The sequence below is a fragment of the Acinetobacter sp. MD2(2019) genome, from assembly GCF_035615615.1.
Classification (GTDB): Bacteria; Pseudomonadota; Gammaproteobacteria; order Pseudomonadales; family Moraxellaceae; genus Acinetobacter.
On record NZ_VTDU01000006.1, the window covers coordinates 74153 to 96188 of the forward strand.

The 22036-nt window shown below is 40.4% G+C and carries 22 protein-coding genes and 1 other RNA gene; 16 read left to right on the top strand and 7 right to left on the bottom strand.

The features are described 5' to 3' along the window. Positions 1 to 7: 7 nt before the first annotated feature. On the bottom strand, positions 8 to 1147 hold the full coding sequence (gene carA / locus I2F62_RS05030; protein ID WP_324625934.1) for a glutamine-hydrolyzing carbamoyl-phosphate synthase small subunit: 1140 nt from the start codon (positions 1145 to 1147) through the stop codon (positions 8 to 10). 309 nt (positions 1148 to 1456) lie between these two features. Here carA and I2F62_RS05035 point away from each other — a divergent pair, with 309 nt between their 5' ends. After that, positions 1457 to 1996 carry a hypothetical protein gene (locus I2F62_RS05035; protein ID WP_324625935.1) on the top strand — a complete coding sequence of 180 codons (540 nt, stop codon included), beginning with the start codon at positions 1457 to 1459 and terminating at the stop codon, positions 1994 to 1996. 50 nt (positions 1997 to 2046) lie between these two features. On the opposite strand, the gene I2F62_RS05040 is transcribed toward I2F62_RS05035, so the two are convergent. Together I2F62_RS05040 and I2F62_RS05045 are read right to left on the bottom strand one after the other, a co-directional pair. After that, positions 2047 to 2583, bottom strand: coding sequence for a DOMON-like domain-containing protein (locus I2F62_RS05040; protein WP_324625936.1), 537 nt, complete (start codon positions 2581 to 2583; stop codon positions 2047 to 2049). Positions 2584 to 2602: 19 nt separating this feature from the next. After that, the gene (locus I2F62_RS05045; RefSeq protein ID WP_324625937.1) at positions 2603 to 2926 is read right to left on the bottom strand and encodes a YhbY family RNA-binding protein; all 324 of its coding nucleotides are present in this window, start codon (positions 2924 to 2926) and stop codon (positions 2603 to 2605) included. Between the two features lie 254 nt (positions 2927 to 3180). On the opposite strand from I2F62_RS05045, the gene rlmE reads away from it, so the two are divergent. From rlmE to I2F62_RS05090, 9 genes are all read left to right on the top strand, one after another. Next, complete coding sequence (gene rlmE / locus I2F62_RS05050; protein ID WP_324625938.1) at positions 3181 to 3831, top strand: 23S rRNA (uridine(2552)-2'-O)-methyltransferase RlmE; 651 nt, start codon at positions 3181 to 3183, stop codon at positions 3829 to 3831. A gap of 133 nt (positions 3832 to 3964) precedes the next feature. Further along, on the top strand, positions 3965 to 5860 hold the full coding sequence (gene ftsH / locus I2F62_RS05055) for an ATP-dependent zinc metalloprotease FtsH (protein WP_324625939.1): 1896 nt from the start codon (positions 3965 to 3967) through the stop codon (positions 5858 to 5860). 60 nt (positions 5861 to 5920) lie between these two features. Next, positions 5921 to 6784 carry a dihydropteroate synthase gene (gene folP, locus I2F62_RS05060; RefSeq protein WP_324625940.1) on the top strand — a complete coding sequence of 288 codons (864 nt, stop codon included), beginning with the start codon at positions 5921 to 5923 and terminating at the stop codon, positions 6782 to 6784. 104 nt (positions 6785 to 6888) lie between these two features. Continuing rightward, positions 6889 to 7827: a LysR family transcriptional regulator gene (locus I2F62_RS05065; RefSeq protein ID WP_324625941.1), complete on the top strand. Its 939-nt coding sequence runs from the start codon at positions 6889 to 6891 to the stop codon at positions 7825 to 7827. Between the two features lie 340 nt (positions 7828 to 8167). Then, complete coding sequence (locus I2F62_RS05070; RefSeq protein ID WP_324625942.1) at positions 8168 to 9403, top strand: NRAMP family divalent metal transporter; 1236 nt, start codon at positions 8168 to 8170, stop codon at positions 9401 to 9403. An 11-nt stretch (positions 9404 to 9414) separates the two neighbouring features. Beyond that, the gene (locus I2F62_RS05075; protein WP_324625943.1) at positions 9415 to 10173 is read left to right on the top strand and encodes a 5-oxoprolinase subunit PxpA; all 759 of its coding nucleotides are present in this window, start codon (positions 9415 to 9417) and stop codon (positions 10171 to 10173) included. A gap of 32 nt (positions 10174 to 10205) precedes the next feature. Next, positions 10206 to 11003 (top strand): putative hydro-lyase, encoded by a 798-nt coding sequence (locus I2F62_RS05080; RefSeq protein WP_324625977.1) that lies wholly within the window; start codon positions 10206 to 10208, stop codon positions 11001 to 11003. An 8-nt stretch (positions 11004 to 11011) separates the two neighbouring features. After that, positions 11012 to 12595, top strand: a complete 1584-nt coding sequence (locus tag I2F62_RS05085; protein WP_324625944.1) for a 5-oxoprolinase/urea amidolyase family protein — start codon at positions 11012 to 11014, stop codon at positions 12593 to 12595. After that, entirely contained in the window at positions 12592 to 14322 is a 1731-nt protein-coding gene (locus tag I2F62_RS05090; protein ID WP_324625945.1) for an acetyl/propionyl/methylcrotonyl-CoA carboxylase subunit alpha, read from the top strand. The genes I2F62_RS05085 and I2F62_RS05090 overlap by 4 nt, the downstream gene beginning before the upstream one ends. 73 nt (positions 14323 to 14395) lie before the next feature. Here the strand turns inward: I2F62_RS05090 and ssrS are convergent. The 3 genes from ssrS to I2F62_RS05105 all read right to left on the bottom strand — a co-directional run bounded on the left by ssrS (position 14396) and on the right by I2F62_RS05105 (position 15531). After that, a non-coding RNA gene (ssrS, locus tag I2F62_RS05095) (6S RNA) lies at positions 14396 to 14579 on the bottom strand. Between the two features lie 113 nt (positions 14580 to 14692). Beyond that, positions 14693 to 14977, bottom strand: a complete 285-nt coding sequence (locus tag I2F62_RS05100) for a cell division protein ZapA (RefSeq protein ID WP_324625946.1) — start codon at positions 14975 to 14977, stop codon at positions 14693 to 14695. Continuing rightward, complete coding sequence (locus I2F62_RS05105) at positions 14974 to 15531, bottom strand: hypothetical protein (protein WP_324625947.1); 558 nt, start codon at positions 15529 to 15531, stop codon at positions 14974 to 14976. The genes I2F62_RS05100 and I2F62_RS05105 overlap by 4 nt, the downstream gene beginning before the upstream one ends. A 64-nt stretch (positions 15532 to 15595) precedes the next feature. On the opposite strand from I2F62_RS05105, the gene I2F62_RS05110 reads away from it, so the two are divergent. The 5 genes from I2F62_RS05110 (at position 15596) to I2F62_RS05130 (ending at position 20570) form a co-directional block, all read left to right on the top strand. Next, positions 15596 to 16225 carry a UPF0149 family protein gene (locus tag I2F62_RS05110; RefSeq protein WP_324625948.1) on the top strand — a complete coding sequence of 210 codons (630 nt, stop codon included), beginning with the start codon at positions 15596 to 15598 and terminating at the stop codon, positions 16223 to 16225. 151 nt (positions 16226 to 16376) lie between these two features. Then, positions 16377 to 17714: a Xaa-Pro aminopeptidase gene (pepP, locus tag I2F62_RS05115; RefSeq protein WP_324625949.1), complete on the top strand. Its 1338-nt coding sequence runs from the start codon at positions 16377 to 16379 to the stop codon at positions 17712 to 17714. Positions 17715 to 17726: 12 nt separating this feature from the next. Further along, positions 17727 to 18935 carry a 2-octaprenyl-6-methoxyphenyl hydroxylase gene (gene ubiH / locus I2F62_RS05120; RefSeq protein ID WP_324625950.1) on the top strand — a complete coding sequence of 403 codons (1209 nt, stop codon included), beginning with the start codon at positions 17727 to 17729 and terminating at the stop codon, positions 18933 to 18935. Further along, positions 18932 to 20179 carry an FAD-dependent monooxygenase gene (locus I2F62_RS05125; protein WP_324625951.1) on the top strand — a complete coding sequence of 416 codons (1248 nt, stop codon included), beginning with the start codon at positions 18932 to 18934 and terminating at the stop codon, positions 20177 to 20179. The genes ubiH and I2F62_RS05125 overlap by 4 nt, the downstream gene beginning before the upstream one ends. A gap of 139 nt (positions 20180 to 20318) precedes the next feature. Further along, a complete protein-coding gene (locus I2F62_RS05130; protein WP_324625952.1) occupies positions 20319 to 20570 on the top strand; it encodes a hypothetical protein in 252 nt (83 codons plus the stop codon). Between the two features lie 49 nt (positions 20571 to 20619). Here the strand turns inward: I2F62_RS05130 and rsmI are convergent, their stop codons facing one another. Then, positions 20620 to 21459, bottom strand: coding sequence for a 16S rRNA (cytidine(1402)-2'-O)-methyltransferase (gene rsmI / locus I2F62_RS05135; protein WP_324625953.1), 840 nt, complete (start codon positions 21457 to 21459; stop codon positions 20620 to 20622). 91 nt (positions 21460 to 21550) lie between these two features. Here rsmI and I2F62_RS05140 point away from each other — a divergent pair, with 91 nt between their 5' ends. Next, a complete protein-coding gene (locus I2F62_RS05140; RefSeq protein WP_324625954.1) occupies positions 21551 to 21973 on the top strand; it encodes a YraN family protein in 423 nt (140 codons plus the stop codon). The last annotated feature ends 63 nt before the right edge of the window (positions 21974 to 22036 follow it).

Sequence of the window (22036 nt, forward strand, 5' to 3'; positions counted from 1 at the left end):
TCCTTAATTACTTCTTAGCGGCTTCAATAAGTTCGATGAAATGATCAAATAGTGGGGCACAGTCGTGTGGGCCTGGGCTTGCTTCAGGGTGACCTTGGAAGCTAAACGCAGGTTTATCGGTACGATGAATGCCTTGTAAGGTTTGATCGAACAACGATTTATGCGTCGCAGTTAAATTTGCAGGCAAAGTATCGGCATCGACTGCGAAACCATGGTTTTGCGAGGTGATCATCACTGTACCATCTTGGATGTTTTGTACAGGATGGTTGGCACCGTGGTGACCATGACCCATTTTGATGGTTTTAGCGCCTGATGCGAGTGCTAAAATTTGGTGACCTAAACAAATACCAAATACAGGAATATTGGTTGTTTCAACAATGGTTTTTACAGCTTCAATGGCATAGTCACATGCGGCTGGATCGCCAGGACCATTCGACAAAAATACGCCATCTGGATTTAAGGCAAGCACTTTTTCTGCTGGTGTTTGAGCAGGAACAACAGTCAATTTGCAGCCGCGATCTGCAAGCATACGCAAGATGTTGGTTTTGACACCGTAGTCGTATGCTACAACGTGAAATTTAAATTCAGGTTGGCTAAAGCCTTGGCCCAATGTCCAAGAACCTTCAGTCCATTCAAAACCTGCTGGATCGCAGCATTCTTTGGCAAGATCTAAACCATTTAAACCGCCAAAAGCACGTGCTTTTTCAATAGCTTCTTCTGCAGTAATATTTTCGCCCGCCAAAATGCAGCCATTTTGCGCGCCTTTATCACGTAAAATACGTGTCAATTTACGAGTATCAATATCGGCAATTGCGACAACATTATGCTGTTTTAGGTAATCTCCTAACGATTGCTCAGCACGGAAATTGCTATGCAATAAAGGAAGATCGCGAATAATTAAACCATTGGCCCATACTTTATGAATACGACCCGATTCAGCATCTTCTGAATTACAGCCAGTATTACCAATATGAGGATAAGTTAAAGTAACCAGTTGTTGTGCATAACTTGGATCAGTCAAGATTTCTTGATAGCCAGTCATTGCGGTATTAAAAACGACTTCACCAGTCGTTGATCCCGTAGCGCCGATAGAAATACCTTTAAAGATGGTTCCGTCTGCGAGGGCTAAAATGGCGGGGGTGCTCAAACCAAAGCTCCTGAATTTTTAAGCTGTAAAAAAACGAGTAGACAAAAAAAAAGGCGGCTGTCTAAAAAACATGCACTCCCTTCGTCTGCTCGCTCGTAACTTAAAAACGTATTGTACGCATGCAACTGCTAAAAGTCCACGCAATTTATCAAGATTCAGTGTGGATTTGCGATTATTTTTATTTTGATGAAAATGTTATTCAATTGTTAGCAAATTTTAAAAAACCGACAAAATTATGGCTAAAAAAAGGCCAGTTTGTTAGAGTGAAATAGTTATCCTTTCATCATTTTTTATTAAAGGAATTTTACTATGGTCACAAAAAAAAATCTCGAAGAACAAGCGAAACAAGCAGCAGATGAATTAGAGCAAAAGGTCAGTGAAGTTAAAGATAAAGTGCTCGACACCGCTGCAGACGTGAAAGAAAAAGTGCAAGATGTGAAAAGTCAGGCGAAAGAACAGCTTGAAGAATCGAAAGAGCAGATCAAGCAAAATATTTCAGAGCTTGAGTCTGAGGCGCAAAAAGCCAATAGTTCTTTTCAAGATCAGCTAACGCACTTAAAAGATGATTTTATTACTCGATTTAATGAAATCAAAGAAAAATTCACCTTTTCACAAGATGATCTGATTGAATTAAAAGAAGTGGTGAAAATTGAATTTGCTTCGATTGTGGATGAAATTGCCAAATTATCCAAAGAAGTTAAAGAAGATGTTTCTCAGCTTTCGGCTAAACATAAAGATCACGTGACCGAAACTTTGCAAAAAACCAAAGCCAGTGCAGTCGAGGCTTGGAATAAAGTCAAAGAAAGTGACGAAAAGAAAGATACTGAAAAAGAGAAGACCGGCGCTTAATATCTCGCCCTAATAAAAAGCGGATCATTGTGATCCGCTTTTTATTTGCTTTAAAAGAAATGCAACCAATCTCTTTTATTGTGGAAGTCTGCTTGGCGACCGCTATGCTGCATGGCATACAGTTGCTGACCTTGCGGTGTGTCTAACACTGCAGAAAGTCCAATAAACAAATCGTCCCACTTTAATTGATGGGTTTGCATAAATTTGCTTAGATCAAGTGTTACATTCAAACCGTAATGTGTGCGTTTTAACTCAAGCAGATCGATATCATTGGCCGCCAAGGGTGGCATCTGTTCAGGATAGCGATATTCTTCAAATTGATAGCTTTGCCATGCTTGAGAAGGAGATAGGTTTATTTCACGGTAATAATCTTCATCTTTAACACCAATAAACACCTCAAAACAGGTTTTTTCCCAAAGGAAATCTTGTCTTGGGTGATTTTGTGCAAGGCTTGGCCATTGAACCAATTGCAAAGGATCACGGATCCAAAAACCAACATTTAAAATAGCCGGCAATTGTTGCTCAATTGCACCGACTAAAAAAATATCGTGAAACCGATGGTACGGTTGAAGTTCGTAACTCGCCATAACGATCTGCTCGTTTAAATTAGTTTGCTAAGTGCGCGTGACGAACAAGGTTAGATAATTTTGGATTTTGCTTCGCGGCTTTTTTGTAAATTAACGCAATTTTACCAATTTTTTGAACCACTTCAGCTTGCGTTGCTTGTGCAAGTTCTTCAATTAACGCCGCACGTTCTTCGCGGTCTTCACCTGCAAATTTAATTTTAATCAGTTCGTGGTCATTTAAAGCGCGTAAGGTTTCTTCAATCACGCTTTCCGTTAAACCTTGTCCGCCTAACATTACTACTGGATTTAATGCATGCCCAATTTGACGTAAGCGCTTGCGTTCCTGAATAGATAAATTTGCCATTGTGAATAAACCTGAATTTTAAAAAGCCTAATAGTATAGCAAATATTCATTAAAAACGCAGAGATTAAACACGGCTTTTGGCTTAAAATTTAAATAAAACCACAAATGCGGCATAAATTTCGCTTGGTTTGTATCAAATTGCTTAGCAGATGTGAATCATTAAAAAAACTCATGCGATATCTGGATGAGAATACTGCAAGTTGCTTTTTTTTTGCGTACAATAGTTGATTGATGTTTTTATATTATAGATGATTATGGCAACACGCATTACCAACCAAAAACTGTCTAAAAGTAGTCGTGCGTGGATGAGAGAGCATTTAGATGATCCTTTTGTGAAAAAAGCACAAAAAGAGGGTTATCGCGCACGTGCAGCATATAAACTTCTTGAAATCCAAGAAAAATACAAGCTGATTAAACCCGGCATGACTGTGGTCGATTTAGGCGCAGCACCAGGAAGTTGGTCACAAATTGCAGGTAAATTGGTCGGAAGTAATGGACTTGTGATTGCATCTGATATTTTGGAAATGGATGCTTTGCCTGATGTAACCTTTTTGCAAGGTGACTTTCGTGAAGAAGAAGTCTTTGAAAAATTGTTAAATATTTTAAATGGACGCGAAGTAGACATTGTAATTTCAGATATGGCCCCCAATACATCAGGTAATAGGGCTGTTGATCAACCTCGACAAATCTATTTATGTGAGCTTGCATTAGATTTTGCGCAAAAGGTTTTAGGACCTCAAGGGCAATTTGTCGTCAAAGTGTTCCAAGGAACAGGATTTGACGAATTCCGTAAACAGGTTGTAGATGGTTTTGATGTACTCAAAACAATTAAACCTGCTGCATCTCGTGCACGTTCAAAAGAGGTTTTTCTGATTGGACAAGGTCGGAAAAAAGCACTGCGATAAAAAAGTTGACTTGCCAATGCATTAAAAATTGTGCATTTTGTACAATTTGAGTACATTGAGTACTAACTTGTAGTTAAATAATAGATCATGTTGAACAGGCATGATTACATTAGATTGATATGGGAATAAAGCTTTGAGCGATCTCTTCAAAAACGCCGTTTTGTGGCTTGTGATACTTGGGGTGCTGATTTTAATATTCAGCAATATCAGTGATCACAATAAACCATCGCAAATGAACTACTCAGAGTTTGTTTCGGCGGTGAATGCGGGCCAAATTAAGCAAGTCACGATTGATGGCGAAAGAATCCTTGGCGAGAAAAAGAACGGTTCAGATTTTGAAAGTATTCGCCCTGCGGTGCAAGACCCTGAACTTATGCCAAACTTAATCAAGAACAATGTAGTTGTGGAAGGTACAGCACCACAACGCCAAGGTGTCTTGATGCAATTACTCATTGCAAGTTTCCCAGTCTTGCTCATCATTTTATTGTTTATGTTCTTTATGCGTAACATGGGCGGTGGAGCAGGTGGTAAAAACGGCCCAATGAGCTTTGGTAAATCAAAAGCGAAAATGCTTTCTGAAGACCAAATTAAAATTACATTTGCTGACGTTGCAGGTTGTGACGAGGCAAAACAAGAAGTGGTCGAAATCGTTGATTTCTTAAAAGACCCGGCTAAATTTAAGCGTTTAGGTGCATCTATTCCTAAAGGCGTATTGATGGTGGGTCCTCCAGGTACAGGTAAAACCTTACTTGCGAAGGCCATTGCTGGTGAAGCAAAAGTTCCATTCTTTAGTATTTCTGGTTCAGACTTTGTTGAAATGTTCGTAGGTGTCGGTGCTTCACGTGTTCGTGACATGTTTGAACAAGCCAAACGCCATGCGCCATGTATTATCTTCATCGATGAAATTGATGCTGTTGGTCGTCATCGTGGTTCAGGTACAGGCGGCGGTCATGATGAGCGTGAGCAAACACTAAACCAAATGTTGGTTGAAATGGATGGTTTTGAAGGCAATGAAGGTATTATTGTAATTGCTGCGACAAACCGTGCTGATGTACTCGATAAAGCATTGTTACGTCCGGGACGTTTCGACCGTCAAGTCATGGTTGGTTTACCAGACATTAATGGCCGTGAACAAATCTTAAATGTGCATTTGAAAAAACTACCTTCGGTGACAGGGGTAGATTTAAAAGTGCTGGCACGTGGTACGCCTGGTTTTTCGGGTGCGCAATTGGCCAACCTTGTTAACGAAGCTGCATTGTTTGCTGCGCGCCGTAATAAAAATACGGTTGATATGCATGACTTTGAAGATGCAAAAGACAAGATTTATATGGGTCCTGAGCGTAAATCGATGATGATTCGTGATGAGGAACGTCGTGCAACGGCTTATCATGAATCTGGTCATGCCATAGTTGCTGAAATTTTGCCGGGAACAGACCCAGTACATAAAGTTACCATTATGCCGCGTGGTTGGGCATTGGGCGTGACTTGGCAGTTGCCTGAACAAGACCAAATTAGTAACTATAAGCACAAAATGCTGAATGAAATTTCGATTTTGTTTGGTGGTCGTATTGCTGAAGAAATTTTCATTAACCAGCAATCTACTGGTGCATCGAATGACTTTGAACGTGCGACCAAAATTGCTCGAGCGATGGTTACCAAATACGGTATGTCCGATCGTTTAGGCGTCATGGTTTATGAAGATGAAAACCAAAATGGTTTCTTCGGTAATGTGGGTAGTCGTACCATTTCTGAGGCAACACAACAGCAAGTTGACCAAGAAGTGCGCCGTATTCTAGATGAGCAATATAAAGTGGCATGGGATATTCTTGAAAATAACAAGGATAAAGCACATGTTATGGTTAAAGCTTTAATGGATTGGGAAACGATTGATCGTGAGCAAGTGTTAGATATTATGGAAGGTCGTGAACCACGCCCACCAAAAGTCTATGTTGCTGAAAATCCGATTGTAGATTTAGAACCACCGAAAGATGGCCCATCTACACCGCCACCATTGCCTGCAATGAGCTAAAATAAAGAGTCACCACAAGGTGGCTCTTTTTTATCGTATCTATAGATTTGGAAATCAAACATGCAATTAAAGAACCTTCCACAACAACAGTTAAAATGTGGAAATCAGTTTCTAGATTTGTCCAAGCCTCAGGTAATGGGGATTCTAAATGTCACCCCCGATTCGTTTAGTGATGGTGGCAAATATCACCATGTAGATATTGCAATTCAACATGCCGAGCAAATGATTGCGGATGGCGCCAGTATTATCGATATTGGTGGAGAATCTACTCGTCCTGGTGCAGCGACAGTTTCTTTGGAAGATGAGTTAGAGCGTGTTATACCTGTCGTTGAAGCATTGGCAAATCATGATGTGATATTGTCGGTAGATACCAGTCAGCCTGAAGTGATCAAACACGCGGTACAAGCGGGTGCGCATATTTGGAATGATGTCCGTGCTTTAAGCCGTGATGGTGCTTTAGCGATGGCTGTACAGTTAAAAATACCTGTGGTGCTAATGCACATGCGTGGTGAGCCGACCACGATGAATCAATTGGCATGTTATCAACATGTGACCAATGAAGTTTTAATTGAACTAAAACAGAGAATAGATTGTGCTTTGCAGGTTGGGGTGTTGTCTGAAAATATTGTGATTGATCCTGGTTTTGGTTTTGCCAAAAATACGGCACATAATTTACAGTTATTAAACGAGTTGTGGCAATTGCAGCAATTGGGTTATCCGATACTATCGGGGCTTTCGCGCAAACGTTTTATTGGTGCAGTAACAGAGCAGAGTGAAGCTGTAGATCGAATTTCAGGAAGTGTTGCAGGGCATTTGTTGTCAATTCAGCAAGGGGCTAGCATTGTGCGTACACATGATGTTCGTGCAACCGTGGATGCTATTCGCGTTTGGCAAGAAGCTCAAGATTGGCGCGCGTGGTGTTAATGGTGTGTAATAGATTGTTTCAGTAACAATATTTGAGAGTATGCAAAGAAAAGTGAGTCTACTCATACACTATACTGAACGAAAATGAGTGAAGGGCAAATAATTTGAATTATAAAGGATTGGAGTGTTTTTATTGGGTTGTTCGGCTTAATAGTTTTAATAAGGCTGCGTTAAAGTTAAATCTGACACAATCCGCTATATCACAACGGATTGCCTCAATTGAAAGAGAATTAGCTGTTCGGTTGCTCGAGCGTACATCTAGAACAATTCAAGTCACAGACTCTGGCCAAGTTGCATTTCAATATGCAGAGAAAATTATTGAATTAAATCATCAATTATTAGAAGAAGTTTCGAAGAAATCTGCGATTGAAACAACAATTCGCTTAGGTGTTGCTGAAACGATTGTGCATTCTTGGTTGGTTAATTTTATTGAAAAAGTGTATGAAGAGTTTCCTCATGTCACCATTGATATTATTGTGAATGTCACGCCTGTTTTAAAAGAAGCCATAAAAACTGGTGAATTAGACATGGTTTTTATGCTTGATATTGGTTGTGATTTTGATTGTATTGAAATTCCTTTATGCCATTATGACCATGCTTTATTAATTTCGCCCCGATTGGCAAAACGTTTTGCTTCAGGATTTTTCTCATTTCAAGATTTAACACGTAATACGATTATTACATACCCTAAAAACACATATCCATATCTTGATTTAAAACAGCAACTTAATCGTCTTAGAGTACATGAACCCAAAACAATTACCAGTTATTCTTTAGCAACACTTGTAAAAATGACAGAAGAGGGTATGGGGGTGGGTATTATCCCTTATTTTTCAGTTTTGAAAGAATTAAGAGAAAAAAGGCTCTTGATTTTACCTACGGATATACCCTTACGTCCTTATCAATTTTCTTGTGTATATACAGATGGCCGTGATGAAATGATAAAGCAACGACTGGCGGATCTAGCGGTAGCTACTGCCAAAGAATGTGTTTGGAAATTAAAACAGCAATTTAGTCACGAGGATTTTATTTTTAGACCGTAAAGCTAAAAGAGATAATCAAAATGTTGCACAGTTTCGATGATGCTTGCACGATAACAAAACACTTTTTGCACCTAGAATATGCAGTTAAAAATGACTACTGTATTAATAAATTAGAAACACTAATTAATATAAATAAGAATAATTAATATATTTTTTCATGGAAAAAATGCAAATTAAAACAATATCTTAGGTTTTGGTGTTTTGTGCGGTTATTAATTGTTCTATTGCCGATGTTGTGTTTAATTATTTGAACGGCACGATCTTTTTGATGAAGTAGTTAAAAAAATTGAAGCTTGAATAATCACGATGCTGGATTTTTATCTAATGAATGGGGTGATATATGACCAAAACTGGTAAGCAAGGTTTTTTTAGTGAACGACAATGGTCCATTGTTGCTTCAATTTTTCTTATGGCAACCTCCGCTATGGGGCCGGGTTTTTTGACACAAACTGCAACATTTACAGTGAAAATGGGTGCTGCATTCGGGTTTGGCATTTTGCTGTCAATTCTAATTGATTACGTCGTACAACAAAATATTTGGAGAGTCGTCACGCTCACGCAAATGCGAGCACCAGAAGTTGCAAATGCCGCTCTACCAGGCAGTGGTTATGTGCTTGCCACAATGGTAATTTTTGGTGGGTTCTTTTTTAATATTGGTAATATTGCTGGTGCAGCCCTTGGGTTAAATGCCTTATTTGGCCTAGATACGAAATGGGGTGGTGTAATTAGTGGTGCGATTGCAATTTTAATTTTTGCTTCACGAAAAGCCAGTTTGGTTGTAGATAAAAGTATGATTATTCTAGGAATTTTAAAAATCATATTGGTTATTATAGTGGCCGTTATTGTCGCACCACCTGTTGCAGATGCATTTCATCAAACAATTTTACCGAGTCATGTTGATTTCGCAAGCATTACCACGATTGTTGGTGGAACAGTGGGGGGATACATCTGTTATGCGGGCGCACATCGATTATTAGATAAAGGTACAGTTGGACCTGAACATATTCAAGAGGTATCTAAAGCGGCAACTAAAGGCATTCTTGTCGTTGGTGTCATGCGTTATATTTTATTTTTGGCGATTTTAGGTGTTGTTGTGAGCGGTGCAACGATTGATTTGGCAAGTAAAAATGCTAATCCAGCGGCACAAGCTTTTCAATATGCAGCAGGTACTTTTGGGTTTAAGTTATTTGGACTCATTTTCTGGGCTGCTGGTATTAGTAGTTCTATTGGTGCTGCCTATACATCAGTAACTTTCTTTAGTGCATTTAAAAAAGATATTACCCTGAAACAACGCAATGTGTGCACTATTATTTTTATTGCTGCAGCACTTCTATTGTTTGTCATTTTAGGCGCGACTCCTGCAAGTTTATTGGTTTTTGTTGGAGGATTAAATGGATTAGTCTTACCGATAGGTTTGACTATATTTGTTTATGTTGGAGCGTGTCGAAAAGATTTACTGGGTAATTATGCGTATCCAAAATGGCTCACCATCTTAGGTGTACTGACTTGTATCTTAACTTGGTACATGGGTTACGTATCATTCACAACCATTTTTAATTATTTAAAAGCATTATAAGGATATAAGTCGTGCAGATTGATTTAAATAGTGATCTTGGCGAAAGTTTTGGATCTTGGAAAATGGGCAATGATGCAGCAATTTTACCTATTGTAAGTAGTGCGAATATTGCTTGTGGTTTTCATGCTGGTGATCCTGCTGGTATTTTGACTACCTTAAAAAAGGCAGTGCAATTTAAGGTATGCGTTGGCGCACATGTGTCTTATCCAGACTTGGTTGGATTTGGGCGAAGAAATATGGATTTATCTTATGATGAATTATACGCTGATGTGTTGTATCAAATCGCAGCCTTAGATGGAATGGCAAGAAGCGTTGGAACAACAGTGAAATATGTGAAACCACATGGGGCACTGTATAACACCATTGCACACAATTTAGATCAGGCTCAAGCTGTGATTGATGCTGTACAAGCATTTAATCCTCAACTTGCTTTGGTTGGATTGGCAGGTTCTCCCTTAATACAATTTGCAAAAGATCAAGGCTTAAACGTAATTTCTGAAGCATTTGCTGATCGTGCGTATCATCAAGATGGTTCTTTGGTCTCTCGGCGTTTAGAGGGTGCTGTGTTACATGATTCTGATTGGGTTGCTCGGCGTGTTGTTTCCATGATTCAACATGGTGGTGTTGAGTCTATCGATGGTGTCTTTACCAAGATACAAGCCGATAGCATTTGTTTGCATGGAGATACCGCAGGTGCATTATTGATGGCTCAGCGTATTCAAGCAGAATTAAATGCACACCAAATTGTTGTACGCTCTTGTCTTGATTAAATAAAAAATAGGCTAATAAAATGTTAAAACAAATGTATCAGGCGACAGCAGAACAGCTTGAAGCTGCGCAACATGCAAGAATGAAAATACGCCAAGGCTACGATCTTCCTACTGCGGGTATGGCTGCAGGATTAACACAAGTGAATATGATTAGTTTACCTCAGTCGTGGGCGTGGGATTTTTTACTGTATGCGCAGCGTAATCCACAAAGTTGTCCAGTTCTAGAGGTGATTGAACAAGGTCAAATTCACTCTAGATTGGGATCTGGTATCGATATTCGAACAGATTTTCCAAAATACCGCATCTGGCAAGATGGTGAATGTACAGATGAAATAACAGATGCAACTGAAGTTTGGGATCAACATCCTGATTTGGTGACATTCTTAATTGGTTGTAGTTTTTCTTTTGAAACTGCACTTATTGATGCAGGAATAGAAATACGTCATATTCAAGATCAAAGAAATGTCCCGATGTATTTAACGAATATTCCTTGTCAGTCTGCAGGCCGTATTTCTGGTAATTTAGTCGTTTCTATGCGTCCAATTGCTGCCTCGAGAGTTTCTGATGCTGTTCAAATTACCGCAAAAGTCCCTCAAGTACATGGCGCGCCCGTCCATATCGGAGCACCGCATTTAATTGGAATTCAAGATATTTTTAAACCAGATTTTGGCGATGCACCCAGAATACTTGAAGATGAAATTCCAGTTTTTTGGGCATGTGGAGTTACACCGCAGGCTGCTGTGATGAACTCTAAAATTCCTTTTGCGATTAGTCATGCACCAGGGCACATGTTAATTACTGATATCCCAGATCGGGAATGGATGAAATAGGATTAACTATGCGTTTTTTACCAGTTAATTTAGACAGTTTTTTAATTGAGCTTAGTGATCTTAAAGAGACCATGCTGCTATTTCGTCATTTACAAGCCAGTAACCATATGGCAATTGTTGATATGATTCCAGCAGCAAAAACCATTTTAGTGCAATTTAATCCGATGATTTTTGCAAAAGAAGCTTTAATTGACTGGATTACACAACAAAAGTTAGATTCAGAGGTTGTTGTTGATGGTAGAGAAATTATTCTAGATGTTCATTACGATGGCGAAGATTTAGATTCTGTTGCTGAACGAATAGGCTTATTCAGGAAAGAACTGGTTCATCGACATACTGAAAAAGACTGGCAGGTGGCATTTATTGGTTTTGCACCTGGTTTTGGTTATTTAGTCCGTTCAGATTTACCTTTTGGTAGTGTGCCAAGACTAGATTCTCCTCGTAAAAAAATCCCAGCAGGTTCAGTTGGGTTAGCTGGTGAATATAGCGGTGTTTATCCCAAGGAAAGCCCTGGCGGTTGGCAGTTAATTGGCCGGACTCAAGCACAAATGTGGGATGTGAATCGTGAATCGCCAGCACTTTTGATGCCGGGTAATCGAATTGTTTTTTGTGATAAAACATCCAATCCTGTCTCTGTGAGTGTTTTAAAAACATTATCTAAAGCAAATGAGATAGAGCCACAATCGACTCCAGTATTGGAAGTTTTAAAGTCGGGGATGCAAACTTTGTTGCAAGATGCTGGGCGATTAAAGCAATTTTCACTCGGTGTTGGTATCGGTGGGGCTTTAGATCAATCTGCAATGCACGATGCAAATTTTTGTGTTGGAAATCCAGCTCACGCAGCTGTACTGGAAATTTTAAATGGCGGCTTCTCTGTAAGGATTTTAAAACCCACGGTGATTGCTATTACAGGTGCAAAAAGTCAGATTCAGGTCAATTATGCAGACAATAGTAAAGCAACTTTACCTTCTGCAACTGCAATTGCATTAGATACTGGAGATAAATTGCATATTTTACCTCCAACTCATGGATTGCGTAATTATTTAGCGATTCGGGGAGGAATTGAAGCCGAGTCTATTTTAGGAAGCAAAGGCTTTGATACGCTTGCTGAATTAGGCACACCGCCCTTAAAAAGTACAGATCGATTATATGCTGCCAATATGCCAGTTCAAGCTGTTGCAGTACCAAACAGTACATTGCCTGAGTTACCTAAAATAGGTGATGTTGTGGAATTGGATATTATTCTTGGTCCTAGAACTGATTGGTTTGATGAACAAAGCCTAGACTCCTTATTTAATCAGACATGGGAAGTGAGTAATGAAATTAATCGTATTGGGCTGCGATTAAAAGGGGAAAAGCCATTACAGCGCTTTATACAACATGAATTGCCTAGTGAGGGAACCTGTATAGGTGCATTACAAGTGCCACCAAATGGTCAACCTGTTTTATTTATGAATGATCATCCATTAACAGGTGGTTATCCTGTGATTGCTGCTGTTGCAAATTATCATCTAGATTTAGTCGCTCAGATTCCAGCAGGATGCTCAATACGATTTAAACAAATTTCGGTTTTTATGGATCAGTCATTATGAAAACAGTACAGCATAAAGTACTTATTGCAAACCGTGGTGAAATTGCAGTTCGCATTATTCAGGCGTGTAAAGATTTGTCTATAGCATCAATTGCAATTTATGCTGATGAAGATTTACAAAGTATGCACACCCAATTAGCAGATGAAGCATGGGCATTAAATGGTTTAACAGCCAAAGAAACCTATTTAAATATTGAAAAAATTATTCAAATTGCTCAAAAATCCGGTGCAACAATGCTGCATCCAGGTTATGGTTTTTTGTCTGAACGTGCTGAGTTTGCACAAGCGGTTTTAGATGCAGGATTAATTTGGATTGGACCTAGTCCACAAAGTATTCAGCAATTGGGAGATAAAATTGAAGCCAGAAAGCTGGCTGAAAAAGTCGGTGCACCTTTGGTTAAAGGAACATCAGAACCGCTAAAAAATGCTAAAGAGGCATATGCTTTTGCCATTGAACATGGTCTACCGATTGCGATTAAAGCTGCTTTTGGTGGTGGTGGGCGAGGGCTCAAAGTTGTATGGAAGATTGACGAGGTAGAGCAGATGTATGAATCTGCTGTACGTGAAGCTACTAGTGCATTTGGACGCGGCGAATGTTTTGTTGAACAATACTTAGATCGACCAAGACATTTAGAGGCTCAGGTTATTGCTGATCAACATGGTCAAGTTGTTGTGGTGGGTACACGAGATTGTTCACTACAAAGACGTAATCAGAAATTGGTAGAGGAAGCACCAGCACCATTCATCAGTGATGTAATTGAGCAACAAATGGTTGAGTCGGCAAAAAACATTTGTCGCGAAGCAAAATATGTAGGCGCGGGTACAGTTGAATACTTGTTAAGTAGAGATGGTAAACTTTCTTTTTTAGAGGTGAACACTCGTTTACAAGTAGAGCATCCTGTTACAGAGCAAACCTCAGGTATCGATTTAGTTGTAGAGCAAATTTCTATTGCATTAGGCCATCCACTATCTATTCATAGCACACCAAAGCCCCAAGGACACGCAATTGAGTTTCGAATTAATGCTGAAGACCCAGCCCGTGGCTTTATTCCTGCTTTTGGACAAATTACTCAATTAACCCTTCCTTCTGGAATTGGTGTGAGACTAGATACCGGTATTGAGAGTCAGAGTATTATTTCAAGCCATTTTGATTCATTAATGGCTAAGTTAATTGTCACAGGCCCAACACGAGCTATTGCAATTCAAAGGGCAAAACGTGCTTTAGCACATTTTAGAATTGAAGGTTTAGCTTCTGTTTTACCCTTTCATCGAACCATTATCGAGCATCCTGATTTTTGTGAAGACTTTGTCGTTCATACACGTTGGATTGAGCAAGATTTAGACGCTAATTTTGAACCATTTACTCGTAGTAAATATGATCAAACACGTAAATTACAGCGTTGGCCAATTGAAATTGATGGCAAGTTGCATGAAGTGGGTTTACCTGAGGAATTACTACGTTTTACGACTAATTCAAACTTAAGTGACACCATTGAGGCAGAAGCAATAGTTAATGAGAATGACCTAATGGCACCTATGAATGGTGTTGTTAGCAAATGGACAGTTAGTGAAAATCAGCATGTTGAAGAAGGTGAATCTATTGGAATTATGGAGGCGATGAAAATGGAAGTCCCAATTTATGCACATAAAACTGGAAAAATTTCAAGGCTTGCTGAATTAGGTAAAAATATTAGTGCCGATACTAAAATTGCAGAGATTCAGTCTTAATAATACTAATCAGGCATTGTGAATGAAATGCCTATTCTTTTTATTATGATTTTTTAAAGCTAGAATAAGTTAGAGACGCTCCAAAATGCCGCTGCATGTCATTACCCTTGAACCCTAAAGTTCAAGGTGGACACGACGCATACTTGCTGGGTTTCCTACTCGGGGTAGGCATACACTCTAAATATACAGAACGTAATCCTTAAGTGTTGATATCGGCTCAGGGGAATTAGACCGGCTGGCGAACATCTTAGAGACTCAAATTAGTATAGCCAATATCACGACTAATGCAAACGGGTGATGCTTGGCTATGTTGTGTAAGTGTTGATGATTTATGCAAAAGAATATGATTGTGCATAAATTATGTTACAGATTATACAATCTCTTTAACGTCTTCTAAAATGGCACTCAAAATACGCTCGCAATGGGCATATTCTTGTAACGATTTATTTAATGCCAAAACCTCTTGCATTAACTCTAACGCAACCATAATCACCAATTTGTTGTGCTCGACTCTTGGCGCATTGCGGCGGAATTCTTGAAACTTATCGTTTAATAATTCTGCTGCTTTTTCAAGATCGGCTTTTTTTTCAGGTGTGGTCGATAAACGAAAAACTTGTTCGATTAAGCGAACCTCAACAGTCACAACATCACTCATGCTGATCCTTCCTCATTTGTTTCTGTAGGGTGAGCCAATTGCTGAATTTCTTGGGCATGATGATCTTGCTCGGTGCCTAAAGTTGAGAGGCGCTGAATAATCGCTTCAACTTTAGATTTCGCATGTTCATTCTTCTGCATTAAACGTTCACGCTCTTGTTTCAGTTCTGCAAGCTCTTGCTGAATATGGCGCTGATCATTGAGCAACTTTTCTTTGGCAACACGAAGTTCATTACGCTCGTTTAAAATTTCTTGGAAGCGATTTTTTAAATCGGTACAACTTTTTTCTAAACGATTATAACGATTGGCCAACGTGGTGGCATCGTTATTGAGTTGCTTATGTTTGCCTTCTAAAAGGGCAAACTTTTCTTGCTCGCGTTGTATTTCAGCATTTTTACTGCCAATAGTGGCATTTTTTTGCTCAATTTGAGCATGGAATTGCGCTTCAGATTGCGTTTGATTGGCAACCAAAGTGCTATTTTCGCTTTCTAAATGGTTCAAGCGTGATTTTAAGGTGGTGATATGCACCTGAAGGCGCTTTAATTCTTCTAACATAACAAGGTCGCACAGTATTGCAAACAAAGGTAATATATATGCAGTATAGAGATTGGATAAACGAATGCAAGACGATATTTCAGGTTGGTTGGAATGGGAACAACAATTTTCAAAGATTGAAGAGATTTCAAGCCCGAGTGAGTTACATGGGCTGCTCACAGGTATTGTTTGTGTGACTGAACCGCCAAGTGAGCAGGAATGGCAACACATTTTAGATACACTGGGTGTTCCTTATTTAGCCGATGACGCCTTAGAAACTTTGGTTACAGAAACAGAAGATGTCGCACATGCGTTATCTGAAGATGAACTGGACTATTTACCGATGTTACCCGATGACGAACATCCACTGCGTGAGCGAGTACAAGCGTTAGCAGATTGGTGTGCAGGTGTTGTATTGGGCTTTGGCTTAGCATCAGGACATATTCGTCAAGATGAAGTTGAGCAAATTAATCATTTACAAGATGTTGCCGCCGTTGAATTTGACGATTCTGATGATGATGAGGAAGGTGAAAATGGCTATTTCGAGCTTTATGAGTTCGTGCGCTTAATTCCAGTGAGTTTGGCTGTTGGACGTAAAAAAATTGCAGTGAGCGAAAGTTCATTGTTAAAAAATTACCAAGAACATGCTGAAGCTGACACGGAACACAGTGCAGCAAGCATTGTCGAAATGTTTACCCCAAATCGCCCAAGTTAAAATTTAAAGTGCCATCTCTCAATGCGTTGGGAGATGGTGACTTACAGCTTAAAACCGAATAGACGTTGTTTACAGCCGCTTTATTTTTTATCCTGTGACAAGAAATAAAGCGACTGTATGCAAACACGAATGATGATAAAAGAAGCCAATCATGACATTAACTCAAATTGATTTTCAGCAGCGCCGAACTGAACTTGCAGAAAAAATGGGGCCACATAGCATTATGTTGATTGCCACCAGTCCAGTGGTTTATCGCAATCGTGATGCAGACTATAAATTTCGTGCCGATAGTCATTTTTACTACCTGACTGGTTTTGCTGAACCTGAAGCGGTTGCTGTGATTGAAACTTTTGAGTCGGCAGATGAATATAGTTATAGCTTGTTTTGCCGTGAACGTGATCCAGAAATGGAAATTTGGAATGGTTATCGTGCTGGCATTGATGGTGCCATTGAAGATTACGATGCCGATGAAGCTTATGCCATAGATTTATTAGATGAAGAAATTATCGAAAAATTACAGCATAAACAAAAACTATATTATCGAATCGGACACGATGCAGCCTTTGATACTCGGGTGAATACGTGGTTAAAAACGGCCGAAAATGCACAGAGAAAAGGCGCGGTTTCACCCTCACAAGTGCTGCAGCTTGAGCGCATTTTAGATGAAATGCGGGTGATTAAATCTGAGCAAGAACTTGAGTTAATGCAAATTGCGGCCAATATTAGTGCCGAAGCGCATACGCGCGCCATGCAAAAAGTTCGCCCGAATATGATGGAATATGCCTTAGAAGCAGAATTAAATTATATTTTTGGTCAAAATGGCTGTGTGCCTGCCTATAACAGCATTGTCGGTGGCGGTGAAAACGCCTGTATTTTACATTATGTCGAAAACAATCAACCGTTAAACTCAGGCGATTTGGTGTTAATTGATGCGGCTTGTGAATATCAACATTACGCGTCAGATATCACCCGTACTTTCCCTGTGAATGGTAAATTTTCGGAAGCCCAAAAAGCACTGTATAACGTGGTCTTAAAAGCGCAATACGCTGCGATTGATGCAGTGCAATTGGGCAACCGCTACAACGAACCACATAAAGTTGCCGTTAAAATTTTAACGCAAGGTTTACTCGATTTAGGTTTGTTAAAAGGCGAATTAGACGCGCTGATTGCAGCAGAGGCCTATCATCCATTTTATATGCATGGCACAGGTCATTGGTTAGGTATGGACGTGCATGATGTGGGTGCTTACAAAATGGATGCAGAATCTCGGTTGTTTGAAGAAGGCATGGTGATCACCATCGAACCGGGCTTATATATTTCTGCTCAAGATGAAAGCGTAGATGAAAAATGGCGCGGCATTGGCATTCGCATTGAAGATGACGTGGTGGTGACCAAAAATGGGCCACGTGTTTTAACCGCCAATGTGGTTAAAACGATTGAAGACATTGAAGCTTTAATGGCACAGTCAGCACACTCGCCAAATGCTTAAGGAGGCATGAACATGCAACAACCTGTAATTATTGTTGGCGGTGGAATGGTCGGTTTAAGTTTGGCATTAATGCTTGCCAAGGCGAAAATTGCAGTCAAACTTTTAGAAGCCATTCGTTATCCTGAATATCAAGATACAAACAGCATTCCATATCATTCAAGTTTTGATGCACGTAATAGCGCCTTGTCGCGTCGAAGCGTGCAAATTTATCAGCATTTAGGTATTTGGGATGCATTACAGCAACATGCGACGCCCATTTTGCAAGTGCATATTACCGAACAAGGCAGTTTTGGTAAGGCCAGATTAATTGCCGAACAAGAGCAGGTCGAAAGCTTTGGGCAGGTGATTGAAAATGCGTGGTTAGGGCGCGTGTTGCTTCAGCAAGTTCATCAACAACCTTTAATTGAATTGATTGATGGCGTTACCGTTACAAAGCTGACTCAAGATGATGCGCAGGTTTATATCGAAGCGGAGCGCAATCAAGAACAGTTAACACTCCGTAGTCAGTTATTAATTGCCGCAGATGGCCGCGATTCATTCTGCCGTAAAGCATTGGGTGTTGGGGTTGATGAGCACGATTACCAACAAATGGCGATTGTGACCACAGTGCAAACCTCAAAACCACATCAACATGTCGGGTTTGAGCGCTTTAGTCCACTTGGGCCATTGGCTTTGTTGCCTTTACCCGGCGAATATCGCCGTTCTGTGGTTTGGCCGGTAACAAAGGGCACCGAACAAGAATGGTTGGGCGCTGAAAATGACCAGCATTTCTTAGATGCGCTACAACAGACGTTTGGTGACCGTGCCGGTCGCTTTGAAAAAACCGGTCAGCGGTTTTGTTTTCCATTGGCACAAGTACTGGCGCATCGACAAGCCGTTGGACGTGTGGTGCTGATGGGAAATGCCGCACATACCTTGCATCCTGTTGCAGGGCAAGGCTTTAATTTGTGTTTACGTGATGCCGATGTATTGTTGCGTTTTTTAACTCAACAGCAGTCAATCTCTGATGATTTGGGGCAGCCTGAAATTTTAACTGCCTATGAAAAAGCCCGCTTGCCAGATCAACAACGGGTGATTAAATTCTGTGATGGTGTGGTACGCGGCTTTAGTAACAATAATCCATTATTAAAAATAGTGCGTAATACAGGCTTGCTTGCTTTTGATTTTATTCCCGGAATTAAACCGTTTGTGGCCAATTATGCGATGGGGTTAAAAGCATGACCAAAATGCACGATGTTGTCATTGTTGGCGGTGGTTTAGTCGGTGGCTTAACAGCGCTGTTACTGGCCAAAGGCGGTGTACAAGCCGTTGTATTAGATGCCGCACCCGTTTTAGATGCAGAAAAAGTACTAGCGACACCGAACCCACGTGTTCTTGCCCTCAGCCAAGCCACCATTCATTTGCTTGAACAGGTGGGTGTTTGGGACAAACTTGCACGGCATATGCCCTATACTGGAATGCAGGTTTATAACCAAAATGGTTATGGCGAGATTGTTTTTGGGCAAGCAAGTGAACGATCACCGATTCGTGAACAATGGCTCGGTTCGATGGTTGAGCCAAGTATTTTAAATTTGGCGATTCAGCAGCAGTTACAAGCACAGTTGCAAGATTATCGTACGCAAGCCAAAGTCACGCGTATTGAACAAACACCGCAAGGTTGGCGTATTGATTTAGCCAATGGCGAACGCTTACAGACCAAACTTGTGATTGGTGCAGACGGTGCCAATTCTTTTGTGCGTGAACAAGCCATGATTGATTTAGATGTGCTTGATTATCAACAAATTGCTATGAGCTGTGCCATTCGCACCACGCAGCCGCATCAACATGTGGCGCGGCAAATCTTCTTGCCGACGGGGCCGCTGGCTTATCTGCCAATGGTAAGTTTAGATGAGCAGAGCCAAGGGCATTGGCAGTCGATTGTGTGGAGCTTACCGAGCGATTTTGCCGAAGAATATGCTGCGCTTGACGATAAATCCTTTATGCATTTGTTGACGCAATCTAGTTTGCATATGTTAGGTGAAGTCACGGCCGTCGCATCACGCGCACACTTTCCATTAAAAGCCCGCGCTGCGGTGCATTATGTCAAAGACGGCTTAGCTTTGGTGGGCGATGCGGCACATGTAATTCATCCATTGGCAGGTCAAGGTGTAAATATTGGTTGTTTAGATGCGGCAGTGTTGTGCGATGTTTTATTGCAAGATTTAGCGCGGGGTAGTTGGGCGCATATTCAAACCTTACGCCGTTACGAACATTCGCGTAAAGGGCAAAACCAAGCCATGATGCATAGCATGTCCATGATTGGTTGGTTAGAAAAAACAACATTGACACCGGTGGTTTGGGCACGTAATCAAGGCTTAAAATGGGTTGAGCAAACGCCATTGTTTAAAGACCTATTTATGCAACAAGCGAATGGTTTGGCGCAGTTAAAATCGACACGGTATGCCAAAGGACGTGCAGTTGATTAAAAAAGCGATGAAATACACGAAAAATTGTAAAAAAATTACTGAAGCCCCCTTTGCGGCAAGACAATTGATTGGTAAATTTCATCCTAATTATTGCGAGATAAAAACAGCACCTCGCAGAAGTAAGATAGGGGAATAAACAATGAGCGATATCGATCATTATGAAGATGCAGATGATGCAAGCGTAGATGAAGATGAAGCCAAAGCTGCCGAGAAAGGTGCATCTGAAAGTGAAGAACCATCTTTGTCTGATACTGACTTGGCTGAAGCGGAAAGCTTAACTGTGACCGCAAAGCAAAAAAAACGCCAAGCCTTAGAAGATGAAGTTGCCGCATTTTTAGCGCGTGGTGGCCGAATTACTGAAGTTCCGCCGGACGAATCAGCACAAGACTAAAATGTAAAAAGCACTGTGTTGAACAGTGCTTTTTATTTTAAAGCAGCGCTTAGTTTTGAGCGCTGAGCTCTAAAGCGCGTTGATAGGCGATTTTTTTCTTCACACCCGTTAAGTCCGCTGCCAATTGCGATGCGGCTTTAACCGATAAATCTTGCAATAAACGTGTTAATAGCGTGTCGAGTTTGTCTTGTTCAAGGTCTTTTTCTTGGCTTGCCCCGCTCACAACCAGCACAATTTCACCTTTTTGCTGATGATGATCTTTTTCAACAAAAGTGGCTAATTCAGCCAAAGTCATTTTTTTAATGGTTTCAAAGGTTTTGGTAATTTCACGCGCAAAACCCACAGGACGATCTGCACCAAAAACACTTTGCATATCTTGCACACAGGCCAAAATGCGATGAGGTGCTTCATAAAAAATCAGTGTTTGGGTTTCATCTTTTAACTTTTCAAGTTGTGCTAAGCGTTGCGATGACTTAGACGGTAAAAAACCTTCAAAACTAAAGCGATCGCTCGGTAAACCGACAGCACTAAGCGCTGCAATGGCTGCACAAGCACCCGGTACAGGAATAACGCGAATTCCATGTTCTTGGGCGGCGCGAACCAATTTAAAACCCGGATCGCTAATTAACGGTGTGCCTGCATCACTAATTAAAGCCAGATTTTCACCTGCTTTTAATTTATCAATCAATTGATTGATTTTGTTAGATTCATTATGATCGTGACAAGCGGTAAGTGGTGTGTTGATATTAAAGTGTTTGAGCAGTTGAATCGATTGGCGTGTGTCTTCAGCAGCAATTAAAGACACCGACTTTAGCACCTCAATGGCACGAAAAGTCATATCATCTAAATGCCCAATCGGGGTCGCAACAACAAATAACTGGGCACTCATAAATAACTACCAAAAACCAAAACAACTAGTTTACTGCATTTGTTGCCCTTAGTGCAGTGCTTTTCGCTTGATCTGGCGAGGTTAAACACATATGTTACAGCAAGATAAAAAACACAGCCGTTCCGAGCGACTAGGACGTTGGGCCGAGCAACGAGCTGCAGCGTATTTGCAACAACACGGATTTGATTTACTCCACAAGAATTTTCATTCACGGTTTGGAGAAATAGATTTGATTATGCGCCGTGAGCATGAGCTTATTTTTGTAGAGGTCAAAGCGCGCTCCAACGCACAATTTGGACAAGCGCTTGAAATGATTACACCTGCAAAACAACAAAAAATGATTAAAACTGCATTGTGCTTTTTGGATGTGTATCCAGATTATCAGCAATATAACTGCCGATTCGATGCAGTTTGTATTCAATTTAAGCAACAAATTGCAAAATCAATACAACAAGATTTTTCTCAGCTCGCGTATGATTTAGATTGGATTGAAAGTGCATTTACTTTAGATTGAGCGTTCTGTAAGCTGTGAACAGCGTCTAAATAATCCAATGAAAGATTGCCATTTTAAAGGAGT

What these genes read in the sequence shown, in the direction of transcription:
- I2F62_RS05035 (WP_324625935.1), top strand. Translation starts at nt 1,457, where the DNA reads ATGGTCACAAAAAAAAATCTCGAAGAACAAGCGAAACAAGCAGCAGAT.
- I2F62_RS05040 (WP_324625936.1), bottom strand. Translation starts at nt 2,583, where the DNA reads ATGGCGAGTTACGAACTTCAACCGTACCATCGGTTTCACGATATTTTT.
- I2F62_RS05045 (WP_324625937.1), bottom strand. Translation starts at nt 2,926, where the DNA reads ATGGCAAATTTATCTATTCAGGAACGCAAGCGCTTACGTCAAATTGGG.
- rlmE (WP_324625938.1), top strand. Translation starts at nt 3,181, where the DNA reads ATGGCAACACGCATTACCAACCAAAAACTGTCTAAAAGTAGTCGTGCG.
- folP (WP_324625940.1), top strand. Translation starts at nt 5,921, where the DNA reads ATGCAATTAAAGAACCTTCCACAACAACAGTTAAAATGTGGAAATCAG.
- I2F62_RS05070 (WP_324625942.1), top strand. Translation starts at nt 8,168, where the DNA reads ATGACCAAAACTGGTAAGCAAGGTTTTTTTAGTGAACGACAATGGTCC.
- I2F62_RS05080 (WP_324625977.1), top strand. Translation starts at nt 10,206, where the DNA reads ATGTATCAGGCGACAGCAGAACAGCTTGAAGCTGCGCAACATGCAAGA.
- I2F62_RS05085 (WP_324625944.1), top strand. Translation starts at nt 11,012, where the DNA reads ATGCGTTTTTTACCAGTTAATTTAGACAGTTTTTTAATTGAGCTTAGT.
- I2F62_RS05090 (WP_324625945.1), top strand. Translation starts at nt 12,592, where the DNA reads ATGAAAACAGTACAGCATAAAGTACTTATTGCAAACCGTGGTGAAATT.
- I2F62_RS05100 (WP_324625946.1), bottom strand. Translation starts at nt 14,977, where the DNA reads ATGAGTGATGTTGTGACTGTTGAGGTTCGCTTAATCGAACAAGTTTTT.
- I2F62_RS05105 (WP_324625947.1), bottom strand. Translation starts at nt 15,531, where the DNA reads ATGTTAGAAGAATTAAAGCGCCTTCAGGTGCATATCACCACCTTAAAA.
- I2F62_RS05110 (WP_324625948.1), top strand. Translation starts at nt 15,596, where the DNA reads ATGCAAGACGATATTTCAGGTTGGTTGGAATGGGAACAACAATTTTCA.
- pepP (WP_324625949.1), top strand. Translation starts at nt 16,377, where the DNA reads ATGACATTAACTCAAATTGATTTTCAGCAGCGCCGAACTGAACTTGCA.
- ubiH (WP_324625950.1), top strand. Translation starts at nt 17,727, where the DNA reads ATGCAACAACCTGTAATTATTGTTGGCGGTGGAATGGTCGGTTTAAGT.
- I2F62_RS05125 (WP_324625951.1), top strand. Translation starts at nt 18,932, where the DNA reads ATGACCAAAATGCACGATGTTGTCATTGTTGGCGGTGGTTTAGTCGGT.
- I2F62_RS05130 (WP_324625952.1), top strand. Translation starts at nt 20,319, where the DNA reads ATGAGCGATATCGATCATTATGAAGATGCAGATGATGCAAGCGTAGAT.
- rsmI (WP_324625953.1), bottom strand. Translation starts at nt 21,459, where the DNA reads ATGAGTGCCCAGTTATTTGTTGTTGCGACCCCGATTGGGCATTTAGAT.
- I2F62_RS05140 (WP_324625954.1), top strand. Translation starts at nt 21,551, where the DNA reads ATGTTACAGCAAGATAAAAAACACAGCCGTTCCGAGCGACTAGGACGT.